We start from the raw sequence: 15,391 nt of genomic DNA on the forward strand, positions 1-15,391 counted from the left end.
CAGATCATTGCAACCGGAAATTGACCTCGGCTTTGGCGACGACGTTCACAGCTCTTCCGTCTTTGGAGGAGGGAACGAACCTCCACTTTCTGACCGTGTCGACGGCATCTCGTCAAGCCCATAACCCACCGGGCGGAGCACCTCGATCTGATCCGTCGTCCCGTCGACACGCACCATGAACTGAAGAAGGACTGTGCCCTGGATCTTCCGTTTTCGGGCGGCTTCCGTGTAACTTGGCGGAAAGCTGCAATTCTCAATGCACTGGGGGCTTGAGACGCCATCCCGGCCGGGGGTGAAGACCTCCGCTCTTGTGCTCCCCGCTTCCCTCGCCTGCTCGACCGCCCGCATCAAACGCAGTGTATTGCCCCCCAGGACCTTCCGGATTTCTTCCGCGCTGTAACCCTTGTTGAGCAAAGCCTGCGTCAGATTGGGCATCTTGGAAGCATCCTCCAATCCCACCGGTGTGCACGTCACGCCATCAAAGTCGCTCCCGAGCCCGACGTAATCGATGCCCACCAGTTTCTTGACATGGTCGACCTGGGCCACCACGTCGTCGAGCGTGGCGGGGGGAACATTCTTTCGGTAGTCCTCCATAAGCTTTTTCTGTTCTTCTTTCAGCTTCTCAGGATCGTTCTTGTATTTCTCCTGAAGCGCATCCATCGCCTGCCACCGCTTGAGCCCCTCGTCGGCGCTTCGCTGGGACAGGAATTCACAGCCGTAGTTGATCTGGATGACGCCTCCGTTCTGAGCGAGGGCCTTGATCATGTCGTCAGTCATGTTGCGCGGAATATTGGCGATGGCCCGGCAGGAGGAATGCGAGGCGATCACCGGGGCACGGGTCGTGGCGAGGACATCATAAAAGGTCTTGTCACTGACGTGCGAGATGTCGACCATCATCCCCAGCCGGTTCATCTCATGGATGACCTCGCGGCCGAAATCGGTCAGGCCGTTATGGTGGGTGACATCGGGTTTATCGATGTCGCCCGACGAATCAGCCCAGTTGTTGGTATTCACATGGGTGAGGGTCATGTAGCGCACCCCGAGGGCATAATAGTCGCGCAGCAGCCGGAGGCTGTCCTCAATCGCATGGCCCCCTTCGATGCCAATGAGCGCGGCGATCTTGCCCTGCTTGTGGATGCGTTCGATGTCATCCGCCGTCGTCGCGAGGGCAAAGGTCTCGGGGTGACGCGCCACGATGTCGAACCGGATGGTGTCGATCATCTCCAGAGCGCGATGGGCTGACTCATGCGTCTTCACGTACTTTTCACCCACATAAGCCGCAAAGAACTGGGCGCCCATCCCGCCGGCTCGAAGCTTGCCGATGTCCTCCATATTCTTGGAGTCCTTCGTGGCGATATCGAAACCATTGACGGTTTCCGAAGAGGTGTCGGAATGCGTATCGATGACGATCGCGGAATCATGAATCTTTTTGGCCTCAGCGGAGATCGGTTGAGAGGACGCGGGCTTCTGCTGTCCGCTCAAATTGAGGGATAGAAGGATCCCCATCAAGGTGATGAGGCTGAAAAGAACCAAAAGCTTTCCATTTGACGCAAGACGAGGACGATTCATCTGGGATTCCTTCCTGGTTGTGATCAGATTCAAACTGATTATTGTCCCGAGTGCTGCCCCGATAAACCCAAGACGCGGGTCAACGCCGAGGGGCCGAGTTCGCAGAGAATTCCAATGGTTTAAACTTGAAATTCTTCAGCGTCCTTTGCGGGAGCGTTTGTGGATTTCATTTCATGCCGTGAGATCTCTGCATCTCGGCTGACCAGCGGAGGAACGCCGCCAGCTCTTTGCGATACGACCACATGAACTTCCAGAAGGTTTTGATATCGATGGCGTCGGCGTGAATACCGGAGAATGTCTCAATGCGCCAGCGAAGATAAGGCGACCTCCAGGGCCGGAGCCGGTAGCCCCGCGACGCAACCCAGAGGTATCGAATCCAATAGAGCATGGGATCCCAATTGTCATCATTGTCGGGAACGGTCAGGATTGCCTGGGTCCCAGGGTGCTCGTCAATACTTCCCGTTAAGAGAATAAGAACCACGACAGGATTTTCAGAAACTATCGCGGTAGGGGGGGGATGTCAAATAAATTGTAGCTGTCCGAGGACCCGAGTGCGGGTCATTTATGGAACCAGCCGAGGATCCCCTGTTTCACGGCCTCGCGATTCAACTCGGCGATGGCGTCGGTGAGCGGGATGTCCTTGGGACAGGCCTTGACGCAATTTTGGGCGTTCCCGCAGTCGGCCAGACCGCCTTCCTCGAGCATGGTCTCGATGCGCTCGTGGGCAATGGCCTGACCGGTGGGATGAGCATTGAAGAGGCGGACCTGCCCGTAAATCTGGGCGCCGACGAAATTCTTTTTCTTGTCTTCCTCGGTCCGGATCGGCATGAACTGCGGACACACCTCCAGGCAGCATCCACAGGTCATGCATCGTGAATACGGATAGCTCTCCTCCTGCACCTTGGGCAGGAGCCGGGGGCCTTCGCCGAGCGGATACGTCCCGTCAATGGGAATCCACGCCTTGGCGCGAATCAGGTTCCGGAACATCGAACTGCGATCCACCTGCAGGTCGCGGATACAGGGAAACTTTGAAAAAGGTTCGAGGGTGATCGGCTGAGAGAGTTGGTCGACCAGGGCCGAACACGCCTGTCGAGCCCGACCGTTGATCAGCATCGAGCACGCCCCGCAGACCTCCTCCAGGCAATTACAATCCCACGTCACCGGCGTCGTCCTGGTGCCTTCAGCAGTCACGGGTCGTTCCTGAATTTCCAGCAACACCGAAATGATGTTCATGTTGGGCCGATAGGGGATCGAAAATCCTTCCCAGTACGGCCTGGAACCGGGATCTTTCTGGCGTTTGATTTTCAATCTTATGGCGTCAGGCATGGAGGGTCCTCACGGGAATAATCTTCACCGGGTTGAGATCAATCGTACTTTCTTTGCCGGGGTGGAAGGAGCGAGGTATCCACCGGTTCGTACGAAATTCTCGGCTCGCGGTTCTCAAATCGCGCCAGGGTCGTCTTGAGCCATTCAGCATCGTTGCGTTCGGGGAACTCCGGCTTGTAATGCGCTCCCCGGGACTCGTTGCGAAGCAGCGCCCCCAGATTGATGACCCGGGCGAGGTGCAGCATATTCCTGAGCGCGCGCGCGAACAGGAAGCCCTGATTTGACCATCGGGACTGGTCATCCAAGTGGATGTTCTGGCATCGCTCTTGGAGTTGGATGAGGTCGTCCCGATTTTGCTTCAGCCGGTCGTTGTATCGAATGACCGTGCAGTTTTCCGACATCAGTGTGCCCATCTCGAGCCACAGCGCATAGGGACTCTCTTTTCCGTCGGCCTTCCAGAGGGCCTCGCTGATTTCGTTCTGCCGTTTCACCTCGGTCTCAAAAACCGTCGAGGCAACTGAACCCGAGCCATTCTTAAGCCCTTTGGCATAATTGAGCGCTTCGTCCCCGCACACCATGCCGTCGAAGACGCAGGAAACCAGAGAGTTGGCCCCCAGGCGGTTGGCGCCGTGATGCTGGTAGTTGCATTCCCCGGCCCCGAAAATCCCGGGAATGTTCGACATCAACTTTTCCCCGTCCACCCACATGCCGCCCATGGTGTAGTGCATGGCCGGAAAAACCCGCATGGGGACCTTGTGCGGATCATCTCCAATGAATTTTTCGTAGATTTCAAGAATGCCTTCCAGCTTCCGTTCCAGCACCTCCCGCGGGATGTGGGAGACATCCAGGTAGACTTGCATCTTCCCGTCCACGCCGTACCCATCCAGGCAAAGCTGGAAAATCTCGCGCGTCGCAATGTCCCGGGGGAGCAAATTCCCATACTTCGGATACTTTTCTTCGAGGAAATACCAGCGGCCGCCGGGCTTGTCCGCGCGCGGAACCCACAGACGGCCTCCTTCACCGCGGGCGGACTCGCTCATCAGACGCAACTTGTCTTCGCCGGGAATCGCGGTGGGATGCACCTGGATGAACTCTCCGTTGGCGTAAAGCATTCCCTGTTGATACAGGGAGGAGACGGCCGATCCGGTGCAATTCATGGAGTTCGTGGATTTGCGGCCGAAGATCAGCCCAATGCCACCCGTCGCCATGATGGTGGCTTCCGCCGGAAACGACTTGGTTTCCATGGTCGTCATGTTCATGGCGACAATCCCGCGGCCCATCCCCTGGTTGTCGATCACCCCGGAAAGCATTTCCCATCCTTCATACTTGGTGACCAGGCCTGCGGCTTCATGACGGCGGACCTGCTCATCCAGCGCGTAAATCAACTGCTGACCGGTGGTGGCGCCCGCGAACGCGGTGCGGTGAAACCGGGTGCCGCCAAAACGGCGGAAATCCAACAAACCTTCCGGCGTCCGGTTGAAGGTCACTCCCATCCGGTCGAACAGATCGATGATCCCGGGGGCCGCTTCACACATGCGTTTCACGATCGGCTGGTTGGCAAGGAAGTCGCCTCCGTAGATGGTATCGTCGAAGTGCTGCCAAATGGAATCTCCCTCACCCTTGAGGTTTTTGGCCGCGTTAATCCCGCCCTGGGCACACACCGAATGGGACCGCTTGACCGGGACCGTCGAGAACAAATCGACGTTGAACCCTTTCTCAGCGATTCGGATGGTGGCCATCAGACCGGCCAACCCGCCGCCGACAACGATAAATCGTGGGGTTGCCATCTACGAGTTCTCCATGACGAGGGATCATGAAAAAGATTGCTTATTTGGAATTTCTCACATGGTCAGGATTGCCCGGAACGAGAGGAAATCACTGGCAGCCAGGAGGAACAGCATCTTCCCCTTACAAAAACCAATTCTCCATGACGGGAGTTGGGATGTCAAACATTTTCCCGGGGAGGGATTTGGAAGAGAACGGCGCTCGGGCCGTTCCATTCGGCGAACAAGAATGGCCTCTTGATCAGGCGCTTATCTTTAGAATTTGGGTCGACGGCAAAAAGCTCTTCATGAGGAGACCAGGAATACAGAAAGTTAAAATCCTTCAATCGGAAGAGAATCCGATGAGCACGCCGGGCCTGGCTTCCCATCGACGACCCATTCCCCGATTTCCTGGCTTCCTAATGAAATCGGGCTTTGATCCCGGCCCGGCCGGAATGGGAACTACAGGATTCTCTTGAGTGAAAATGGGATGGTAATTTCTGCGAGGACATCAACCGGCTGGCCGTTCTTTTGCGAGGGGCTGAAGAGCCAGTGTTTGAGCGCTTCGACGGCGGAGTCGTCAAGCCGCTCGTCAACACTGCGAACCACTTTGATGGTGTCCACAGAGCCGTCACGACGGATGACAGCACTCAAGATCACATCCCCTTCCACCTTTTCGTAGATGGTGGAGGATGGATACTTCGGATGTTCACTGTGAAGCAAGCGGGGGGCGCTGAGTTCCGCATCAGGGTCGCCGGCCGGGATCGGGTCTCGCGAAGCACTCAGGGTCGGGTCCTCATATTCCGAGAACCGCATCACCCAGCTTCCGCTTCGACTCGAAAGGTTGGCCAGGTTCAGGTACGCCGTATAGATTCTTTTTTCGGCCTGGCCGTGCGGGGCTTTCCTTGCCTCACTGGAGCTGCCGGGCGACGGCACCTGGGGACTTTGCTCGACGCTGAATCTCCGCGGCTTCGGAAGAACAAGTGCCGGAGGGTTGCCCTGGCCTTTGGCGCCTTCCCGGGTGGAGGTAGGCGCGGTGCGATCCTTCGGAGGAATATTGGCGGCCACCTGGGGTGGCAGCCTGGGTGTTTGGACGACCGCCGCGCCTGGTTCCGTCAGGCCTCCACCGGTCACCGTGACGTTGGGGATGTTCAAGGCCCCCGCCTTCCCGCCCCCATTCCCGCCATTTCCACTTCCTTCCTCTGTGCCGAAGGAGGCCGCCTTGGAGACGTGAGGGACTTTCACGTCCTTATCGGGGGGAGCCGGGTTGACATTCAACACGACGAGGTTCGGCATATCCACATTAGTGAATCGCCCGATCTCGGGAGTAACCGTGGGGACGGCGTCCGGGCCTTTCGCAACGGGAACGCTGGCAAACGTGTTTCCGAAACTCGTCGGCGGGAGTGTCTCCACCTGAGGCACTTCCGCATTCGGTTTGAGCATTAACTTCGGCTCCGGATTCAACGCCTCCGATTGAGCGATCTTGATATCAGCGAGCGCCCTTCGGCCCACGTCGGCCTCCGGGGGCAAGGCGGGGGAAATCGGAACGAGCAGTTCTTTGGGGAGGTTCAAGGCATTCGGGGATCCGGGCACCAGAGTGGGCATCGGCGGTTCAAAGGGGCGAGCCACTTCGGGCTTGACCGAAATAATATTGGGCAGCTTGATTTCCGCCATATCCAGGGGCTTGGGGGCATCGGGCTGGATGATGGTTTGGAGATCATTGTCCGGCTCCGGCGGATTGGAAACGATGGTCTGATTCCTTTTTGGAATTCGTACCGCTGTTTTTGGCAGTTCCTGATTCGTGTCGGGGGAAAAGACTTCGGGAAGAAATTCTGAGAGCTTGTAATAAGTAATGGAATGTTCCTTACGCAGTTCATCGAGTTTTTGAAACGCGTGCTGAGTAAGAGGGTTGACTGAGATAAACAGCAGGGCCACCTGGATCCCGACGGCGAACATGACTCCAAAGCCCGGAAAATGATCGCGAACGATGACATTCCTGGCTTGGGCCGGCTCCGCCGTGATCGGAAGGGGAAACGAAGGAGTCCCGGGGTGAATGAAGAATTCCACCAGATGGCGCCACATCAACCGCTGGATCGAAGGGACCTCCCACAAAATCCGGAGGGGGGCCGCCTCATGCGCTTGGCGGCGAGCGAGGATCCTCTGCTCCCAGGAATGCAGTAATTCAAGAGCCTCACCACGGTTGATGCCGGAATCGCCAAAATACTTGCTGCGGTAATTCAGCTCAAAATCCCTGTCCGAGACGACCTGCCACAGCTCGCGGAGTTGGTTGATATGGTCGACCACGCCGCCGTCTTTAGCCCGGTGATATTCCGGGTTCGGGGAATTTGTGTCCGGACCGCCCATCATGCGGGTCATTTAATCACAATTCGGGGGGCATGGAAAGGGCAGGGAGGGGAGTACAGCAAGCGGCTTGGATTACAAGGAGTTGTAGGGGCGCACCGCTGTGCGCCCCTACGGCAAGGTCTGTGTAGTCCTCTAATCGTAATATTCCAAACCCAGGTGAGTAATCATCTCCTCGCCGCGCATGTAGCGAAGGGTGTTCTTCAGCTTCATAAGCTGAATGAACAGGTCATGTTCGGGGTAAAGTTGCGGCGCGCACATCGGTGATTTGAAATAAAAGCTCAGCCATTCCTGGATGCCGCGCATCCCGGCGCGACGGGCGAGGTCGAGGAAAAGCACCAGATCGAGAACGATGGGCGCGGCCAGAATGGAATCGCGGCACAGGAAGTCCACTTTGATCTGCATCGGGTAGCCAAGCCAGCCGAAAATGTCGATGTTGTCCCAGCCTTCTTTATTGTCGCCCCGGGGCGGATAGTAATTGATGCGCACCTTGTGGTGAATCTTTCCGTATAACTCGGGATAAACCTCGGGCTGGAGGATGTGTTCGAGCACGCCCAGCTTGGACTCCTCCTTGGTTTTGAACGACTCCGGGTCATCCAACACTTCACCATCACGATTTCCCAGGATGTTGGTCGAGAACCATCCATGCATCCCCAGCATGCGCGCCTTGAAGCCCGGGGCGAGGATCGTTTTCATCAGCGTCTGTCCGGTCTTGAAATCCTTCCCACACACCGGGACGTTGTTTTTCCGTGCCAGTTGGCGCATCGCTTCGATGTCGATGGTCAGGTTGGGCGCGCCATTGGCAAAGGGAATGCCGAGGGAGAGGGCGGCGTAGGCATAGACCATGGATGAAGGAATTTTGGGATCATTGGCCTTCAACCCCTTTTCAAACTTTGCCAGTGAGGAATGGACGTCGCTCGGCTTCAGGAACACTTCCGTGGAGCCGCACCACACCATCACGGTGCGGTCCACCCCGGTTTCCTTTTGAAACCGGCGGATATCCTCCTTGACCTGCTGGGCCAATTCCCACTTATTCCTGCCTCGCTTCACGTTGGGGCCATCCAGCTTCTTGACATACCTGCGGCTGAAGACGGCTTTCATGGGGTGAAGCAGCTCCAATTCATCTCGAATCGAATTCAGCAACTCCCGGTCCAGGACCCCTGCTTTGCAGGCGATTTCGTACCCGTTATCGGGAAAGATGTCCCATCCGGCAAACACAAGGTCGTTGAGGTCAGCCAGGGGCACGAAGTCCCGGATCGCGGGAACGCGGTTATCGGTGCGTTTCCCCAGACGAATAGTGCCCATCTGCGTCAACGAGCCGATGGGACGGGCGAGCCCTTTGCGTATGGACTCAACCCCCGCGATAAATGTGGTGGCCACGGCCCCCAGGCCGGGAATCAGGACGCCCAATTTGCCTTTGGCGGGCGCGATCTTTACTCCTTTTTTAATCACGATGATTTCTCCAGGTCGAACATGATTTTTAATTGAGATGTTGTGTCCGCCGGCAAGAAGCAACTGCCCTTCGAGGCGGAGGATGAGTTGGGATGAAGAAATACTTCAGAAAACGATTGGCTATGATGGGGGAATCCGTCCCGATTTGCAACCTTAAATTTGGAGGCCTCCGGAAACGACGCGGGTGAAAGCCAACGCGCGAAGGCCAACTCGCCGATGCACCCACACAATCCAGACGCTCCTTGGAGCCGAAAGACATGGAGTATAAACCTTCTCTTTGAAGGGGATCTTGCCGCTACAACTTCACCACACGGGCGAATCGGATTGCCGGAAAATGACAAATGTCCTCCAGCACTTCGCGGGACACGTCATCATCGATGTTGACCACCCCGATGGCCGTATGAGTATTCTCATCACGCCCCAGCGCGAAACCGGCAATATTGATATGGGTTCGGCCCAGCGTCGTCCCGATGTGCCCCACCACGCCCGGGGTGTCCTCGTTCCTGAAGAACAACAGGGTGCCGCGCAGAGGGGCTTCCAGGTCGATCCCGTCAACCGACACAAGCCGGCAAGCCGATTCGTTCAACAGACCCGTCGGGCCGAGAAGGACGGTTCCTTCGACCCACTCCTCCCGTGTCTCAGGTGGGGCGGCCAGGGTGCTCCCTCCGCCCTCCGGGGTCAGCACCCTCCCGCGTTTCGCTTCCTGCGGCATCGGACCGGAACCATCCGTCAATCGCAGCTTCAGCGAAATAAGGTTCGAGAAATGTCTTTGCCGGCTGCTGTTGGATTCCACGACGGTGATCCCGCGCTCTTCCGCGACGGCCCGGGCGTTAATGGCATTTACACGGTCTGAAATGGGCAAGAGCAAGGCTTTGACGATGGTATTTGAAATGATACTCGTGTTGATTTGCGCCAGCTCCCCGTAATAACGGATCCCAATCTCGTTCACCCGGCCTTCCACGATCGAAGCAAGAAAAGTTCCCATGCGCTCGCCCAGGCGGAGAAATGGCTCCAGCTTATGAAACTCCTCCAGGGTCAAAGAAGGAAGGTTGACGGCATTCTGGGCCACGCCCGACTTCAAAAAGGTGCGCACCTGTGCGGCGATTTCGATGCCCACGTTTTCCTGCGCTTCTACCGTGGAGGCGCCGATGTGAGGGGTGCAAATGAGGTTGGAAAGCTCCAGCAGTTTCCGGTTCTTAGGGGGTTCTTCGGCAAAGACATCGAGGGCGGCGCCGGCAATTTTTCCGGCTGCCAGCGCCTCATAAAGCGCCCCTTCGTCGACCACCTCGCCCCGGGCGCAGTTAATGAGCCTCGCGGTCGGTTTCATCAGTTTCAACTTGGCTGAATCAATGAACCCGCGAGTGGCGGAACTCAACGCCAGATGCAAAGTGATGTAATCGGATTCCCGCAGCAGGATCTCCAACGGGACCAGGGCGACCGTCAGATCCTTGGCAATGCGCTCGGACACGTAAGGATCGTAAGCCATGACACGCATCTTGAAGGCGAGGGCGCGGCGGGCCACCTCAACGCCGATCTTTCCCAGCCCGATGATGCCCAGAAACTTGTCTTTGAGTTCGGAGCCCAGAAATGATTTCTTGTCCCACTGGCCCTGTTTCAGAGAGGCATTGGCGTTGGGGATCGAGCGGGCCAGGGCGAGCATGAGGGCAAAGGCGTGTTCCGTCACGCTGGTGGAGTTGCCGGCGGGGGTATTCATGACTGCGATGCCATGGCGCGTCGCCGCTTCGACGTCCACATTGTCGACGCCCGTGCCGGCGCGGCCGATCACCTTGAGGTTTTTCGCCTGTTCGATGACCTCGTTCGTCACCTTGGTTGCGCTGCGGACGATGAGCGCATCATATTCGCGGATGGCGGTCATCAGCATCTCCCGCGAGAGGTCGGTCTTTACATCCACCTGGAATTCCGGCTCGCGCTGGAGCAGCTCGATTCCGAGCTTGGAGATTTTGTCACTAATAAGAATCTTCATAGGAATTCGAACACGGCCTTCGTCCGCGGGGGACCTCTGTCCGGGAATTCAGGGCCGCGGGTGATTGAGGAACGCCTCCTGTGCGGCTCGCACGCCGGCTCCCAGTTCGATCGCCACACCCCGTTCTTTCAGGATGATTTCCAGGCAGGCGATGGTGGCGATGGCATCATAGAAATCGTAGTAGCCGAGATGGGCGATGCGGAAAATCTTTCCTAGCATCTCGCCCTGCCCGTTGGCGAGCACGGTCCCAAATTGATCCTTGAAGGCCTTCACAATTTCGCCTGAGTCGATCCCCGGTGGGGCACAAACAGTTGTCAAGGCGTCACTCGGCGACGAGCGGGCGAACAATTTCAGACCGAGTGCTTGCACCGCGGCGCGAGAGGCCTCAGCCAGCAGGGCGGCATTGGCAATCAATCGGTCGCGACCAAAAGAGCGGATTTGATTCAGGGCGGCGTGGAGGCCGATCACCAGCGAGATGGCGGGCGTGAAAGCGGACTCGCCCTTGGTCTGACTTTTTCGCTCCTTCTGGAAATCGAAATAATAGCGCGGCGATTTCGAATCCCGGATCATGGCCCAGGCCTTCTCGCTCACGCTGACAAAGGCGAGGCCGGGGGGCAACATCGTCGCCTTCTGACTGCCGCCGATGACGATGTCCAGGTGCCAGCGGTCGGTCGCCACCTCCATCACACCCAGCCCGGTGATGGCATCGACCACCAGACAGGTTCCGGGATGCCCGGAAACGATCGCTCCCAGCCGTTCAATGTCGTGGCGGACGCCGGTGGAGCTTTCGGTGGCCTGCACGAAGACGGCCTTGATCCGAGGATCTGCTTTCAGATGCTCCTCGACGTTTCGTGGATCGACGGTCTCACCGTAAGGGATGGAGATGACCTCCGCGTTGATTGAATAAGCCCGGGCGATGGAAGTCCAGCGCTCTCCGAACTTGCCCGCTGAAATGATCAGGGCCCGGTCGCCGGGCGAGAGCAGGTTGGCCATGGCCCCTTCCATCGCGCCCGTGCCCGAGGAGGCAAAAATCAACACCTCATTTTGAGTATCAAAGAGGTTCTGGAGAAGGGTTCGCGTTTCAGAAAAAACCTTTCGAAAGACCTCCGTGCGGTGGTGGGGGATCGGGCCCGCCATCGCCGCCTGCGCTTCGGGAAGCAACTGCGTCGGCCCCGGCGTCATGATCCGCGTCTTAAACATGACCTCTCCTGTGAATGCGTGCCGTTGGAAGTTGAAAGACATTGTCGAGTAAGGAGGCGTGCTTGTCAAATTCAAATCGGGTGGAAAGAGAGGCCCGGATCCTACCCGGCAACGCCCCCTGAACCTCAAGCGAAAAAATCACTTGGGAATACAAACCATGACCTTATAATGCATCTGAATCCTTCAAGGATGAACCACTCCGGAGTGGGATTTTCATGAAGCAATTGCGGGAACTATTCATTGGCTTCGGTCCGAGGAGAACCCTTTTGACTCGATGGGCCCTGACGATCGCTCTCGCCGCCGGGGTGGCATTTTCTGGAGGCCAGACCCTCGCTTTCGGCGAGAATGACCAGGAAAGCGAAGCGGCAGGCAGGAAATTCATGAACAGTGCTATCGCGGCGATGGGGGGGCCAGCGGCCTTTGATCAGGTCCGGAGTCTCTCGATGCTGGGAATGACTCGGGTGGCGGCCGGAGACCGCGAGTTTCAAGGTTCAGCCCAGTATGTCTATTTGCGACCGGACAAATATCGGGTCGATGTCAATCTGCAACCCTTGAAAATGATCCAGGCCTTTAACGGGAAAGTGGGATGGGGCATGGAAAATCTGAACCCCTATCCTTCCAACATCAACCAGCGAATTGCGGATTCCATGAAGGTCGCTTTGACCCGCGGGCTTCTGGCATTGTTTCACGTCAATGCCCCGGGCGCCAAAATGCGCATCGTGGCCCGCGAGGAGGTCGAGGGCGTCAAGGCGGATGTGGTCGTCTTTGAGGATGGCTCCGGCAATTCCACGAGATTCTATTTTGATGCTGAGACCCACCTGCCGCTTCGTGCCGTGTACGCGGACATTGACGCGGAAGGGAACCCCATCGAAACAACCGACGTCTTTTTGAATTTTCGCAAAGTCGGCGCCCTTCGCTGGCCTTACCGAATGGCGCAGTACCAGGCTGGCCTGCGCAAGCGCGAGGATATTTTTACTGAAATTGAGGTGAATGGAAAGGTCACCGGGTCTTATTTCGATCCGATCCGGTGACTGGGGTGAAGAGTTTCTTCGCGCCCCCTGACAAGGTGGAAGTTACGAAGCGGCTTTCGTTCTCTGGGTGAGGCGAAAGGATTGAATTTCTGGAGGGTTGCATGCACTCGGGTCGATTGATTACGCACGGCACAAAAGTGCTGCTTGGCCTTCTGCTGTACCTCGGCCTCCTTTTTCCCGGTCCGGCTCAGGTTGCCGCCGGGCAGACGAAACCGCGTTCCGGAGAAGGGGCGAAGGAGAAATCCTGGGAGAACGATCCCGCCCATGTCGAAGAGGCGAAGCAATGGATTGCCCGTTCTATCGCGGCGTATGGCGGAGACGAACGTCTGGCGGCGATCACGGACTTGAGTTTTGCGAGCCAGTCTTCGGGACCTCAGGGCCAGCCGGTTAAGTTCAAGGTGTATTACAAGGACACCGATAAGTTCCGAAGTGAGGTGACAGGTTCAGATTTTTTTGCCATGACGATTGTCAACGGCACGAGCGCCTGGCTGAAGAGTGAGCAGACCCTCATTGAATTAACGGCCGGCGATGCAGAACCTCTCAAGATTTCGACGCAATTACAATCACAGCCCTTTGATATCTTTGATCGGCTGACAAAATTCTGGGCGGAAGGGGAGAGGAGCCTCGAGGGCGTGCGCTATCTGGTCATCGGAACAAGCGGTTTTCTGGGGAAGAATTTTGCTCGCGGAGAGATCTCGCTGGACCCCCAGACTTTTCTGATCCGGCGTTTCGAGTACGAGGAAGAAGTGGAAACCAAACAGGGCCGGGGAGTGAACAGGTACGATTTGCGTTATGAGGACTACCGGGCCTTTGGCGGGATCCAGTTTCCGACGCGGGTTCGTTCCATCCAGCCGGGTGCCGCATCCACCACTACTTTCAGTGATTTTAAAGTCAACCCCGGAGTGCCTGACAGCTTCTTCGAAAAGCCGAAGTAGATTTCTGCAACTCCAGGTTCCACGGCAGGTCCTCATCGGAGAATGGGCTCCGATGCTTTCGCTCTAGGCCCGCAGGGCTCCCGGATTGTAGATTGTCCTAAGATCGATTCGACCGATTCTTTCGCCCCGCACGCGGGGCTCGGATCTCTTTGGGGAGATGGGTACCCCACCCTCGCTCCGCAAGGAGCACGGAGCTCAGGTGGGGCCACAATCTTTCGGCCCTGCGGGCCTGAGATCTGATGCTTATTCTCATTCCGACGTCATCCTCGACACGCTGAGAACGCGCGGGATCGCACCACGGCGCCACAGCCCTTCGGGCCTCAAGAGACAAAAGCGCTACTCGAAAAGCACCTCCTAATCGGATCCGAATCTTCCTCCAACATTGATCATGGCATTCAACTTCGGGATTCGGGGGTGAATCGGTTTTGATGAGAGAGTCAAAAAAAAACACCCCGATAAATCGGGGTGCTCCTTCATTGCGAAATTCTTAAAATGGGTGCCGTCAGAACAGCCGGAAGTTCACCTCGACCTGGGCGTAACAATCCACCGCTCGAGCGTCTTTCAAGGCGGGACGGAACCTCCATTTTCTGACGGTTTCAATGGCAGCCTCGTCAAGTCCGTAACCGAGGCCCCGAAGCACTTTGAAGCTGTCCGTGCTGCCGTTTGAGCGCACCACGAATTGCACCAGCACCGTTCCCTGGATCTTGAGCTTGTAGCCTTCCTCGCTATAGGGCGGTTTCAGCGAGCAGTTTTCCACGCATTGCGGCATGGATACCCCGCCACGACCGGGTGAAAATGGACCTCCACCACTGCCGCCGCCTTCGCCCGGCCCGACCCCCGGACCGCTTCCGGAACCCACTCCATGTCCCGTCCCTGAACCAATTCCCCCTCCCGAACCGGGGCCGGCAGAGAGCGGTCCGTTTTGTCCCAGCGGGTCTCCATAATTAGGGAGATTTAACTTGGGTAACTGTGCCAGTACCATCACCGAGGGCTCAGCGGGAAGTTTCGGATCCTCGACGGGAGGCTTCGGGGTGGGTGGAACCAGTTGCTCCGTGGCCAGCTTCGGCAGTTTTCCCTTGCTCGCCGGCAAGGGATCGCGCAATCCGCCGCCTCCGCCTCCGCCGGCTTTCTTTGCATCCGGAGGGACCATCTTGTCATAGGGGGAGTCGAAGATAATCTCGGCGACCTGCTTGACTTGGGGCGCGACTACTGCCGCGAGCTTTCTCCCAATGAAAATCAGAAGCACAAGCAGAACGACATGCAACACCACCGAATAAACCGGGGAGGCTTTGCTTAGCTTGTAGTCCGCCCAGATGTCGGGGACCTCCACCGGCTGGGCAGTGATGTGGTAATCCGGTTTCTCGTTGGAGAAGTATCCCTTGATGGCATCTGGAAGCGTTTTATACCACGGCTCCTCGTCCATGAAAACTTTGTTGATGCCAATCGACTCGTCCCCCTCTAACTCCTTGGGCAACGGGGCGCTGGGCTTCATCAAGATGCTGAGGCTTTCCTTAAAGGATTTCCATCGTGAGGGGGGCTCGATTATGGTAAGTTTCAGCTCGGGGACTTCATGCAACTCGATTTGCGGCCCCGCCAGGCTTTCCAGTTGAGTTAGTTCCTGGCGTGCGCTTTCATATTCGGATTCCAAATCCTTCAGGTGCTGCGATTTCTCAGGGCTGTCCGGGAGATTGCGCAAGGCTTCCAGTCGCGAACCCAGATACTCGACTACAGCTTTTTGCTGTTTTAGATTGGCCATTTGTTCCCGAGCCT

General features: G+C 57.2%; 12 protein-coding genes. 3 read left to right on the top strand and 9 right to left on the bottom strand.

Annotation, left to right across the window (positions count from 1 at the left end; translation table 11 throughout):
* Positions 1-45 precede the first annotated feature (45 nt).
* The 4 genes from LAO21_07820 to sdhA all read right to left on the bottom strand — a co-directional run bounded on the left by LAO21_07820 (position 46) and on the right by sdhA (position 4,682).
* Positions 46-1,569, bottom strand: a complete 1,524-nt coding sequence (locus tag LAO21_07820; GenBank protein MBZ5552610.1) for a membrane dipeptidase — start codon at positions 1,567-1,569, stop codon at positions 46-48.
* A gap of 166 nt (positions 1,570-1,735) precedes the next feature.
* Entirely contained in the window at positions 1,736-1,957 is a 222-nt protein-coding gene (locus tag LAO21_07825) for a hypothetical protein (protein MBZ5552611.1), read from the bottom strand.
* Positions 1,958-2,127: 170 nt separating this feature from the next.
* The gene (gene sdhB, locus LAO21_07830) at positions 2,128-2,895 is read right to left on the bottom strand and encodes a succinate dehydrogenase iron-sulfur subunit (GenBank protein MBZ5552612.1); all 768 of its coding nucleotides are present in this window, start codon (positions 2,893-2,895) and stop codon (positions 2,128-2,130) included.
* 38 nt (positions 2,896-2,933) lie between these two features.
* A complete protein-coding gene (gene sdhA / locus LAO21_07835; protein ID MBZ5552613.1) occupies positions 2,934-4,682 on the bottom strand; it encodes a succinate dehydrogenase flavoprotein subunit in 1,749 nt (582 codons plus the stop codon).
* 26 nt (positions 4,683-4,708) lie between these two features.
* On the opposite strand from sdhA, the gene LAO21_07840 reads away from it, so the two are divergent.
* Positions 4,709-5,137, top strand: a complete 429-nt coding sequence (locus LAO21_07840) for a hypothetical protein (GenBank protein MBZ5552614.1) — start codon at positions 4,709-4,711, stop codon at positions 5,135-5,137.
* Here the strand turns inward: LAO21_07840 and LAO21_07845 are convergent.
* From LAO21_07845 to LAO21_07860, 4 genes are all read right to left on the bottom strand, one after another.
* Entirely contained in the window at positions 5,121-7,034 is a 1,914-nt protein-coding gene (locus tag LAO21_07845) for a TonB family protein (GenBank protein ID MBZ5552615.1), read from the bottom strand. The two genes, LAO21_07840 and LAO21_07845, sit on opposite strands and share 17 nt — an antisense overlap.
* 120 nt (positions 7,035-7,154) lie before the next feature.
* Positions 7,155-8,420 (bottom strand): inositol-3-phosphate synthase, encoded by a 1,266-nt coding sequence (locus LAO21_07850; GenBank protein ID MBZ5552616.1) that lies wholly within the window; start codon positions 8,418-8,420, stop codon positions 7,155-7,157.
* A gap of 346 nt (positions 8,421-8,766) precedes the next feature.
* A complete protein-coding gene (gene serA, locus LAO21_07855; GenBank protein MBZ5552617.1) occupies positions 8,767-10,455 on the bottom strand; it encodes a phosphoglycerate dehydrogenase in 1,689 nt (562 codons plus the stop codon).
* A gap of 48 nt (positions 10,456-10,503) precedes the next feature.
* Positions 10,504-11,655 carry an alanine--glyoxylate aminotransferase family protein gene (locus LAO21_07860; GenBank protein MBZ5552618.1) on the bottom strand — a complete coding sequence of 384 codons (1,152 nt, stop codon included), beginning with the start codon at positions 11,653-11,655 and terminating at the stop codon, positions 10,504-10,506.
* Between the two features lie 266 nt (positions 11,656-11,921).
* On the opposite strand from LAO21_07860, the gene LAO21_07865 reads away from it, so the two are divergent.
* A complete protein-coding gene (locus LAO21_07865; GenBank protein MBZ5552619.1) occupies positions 11,922-12,686 on the top strand; it encodes a hypothetical protein in 765 nt (254 codons plus the stop codon).
* A gap of 101 nt (positions 12,687-12,787) precedes the next feature.
* Complete coding sequence (locus LAO21_07870; protein MBZ5552620.1) at positions 12,788-13,621, top strand: outer membrane lipoprotein-sorting protein; 834 nt, start codon at positions 12,788-12,790, stop codon at positions 13,619-13,621.
* 502 nt (positions 13,622-14,123) lie between these two features.
* On the opposite strand, the gene LAO21_07875 is transcribed toward LAO21_07870, so the two are convergent.
* Positions 14,124-15,377 carry an energy transducer TonB gene (locus LAO21_07875; GenBank protein ID MBZ5552621.1) on the bottom strand — a complete coding sequence of 418 codons (1,254 nt, stop codon included), beginning with the start codon at positions 15,375-15,377 and terminating at the stop codon, positions 14,124-14,126.
* Between the last annotated feature and the right edge of the window lie 14 nt (positions 15,378-15,391).

The sequence above is a fragment of the Terriglobia bacterium genome (assembly GCA_020073085.1).
In the GTDB taxonomy this organism is placed as follows: domain Bacteria; phylum Acidobacteriota; class Terriglobia; order JAIQFV01; family JAIQFV01; genus JAIQFV01.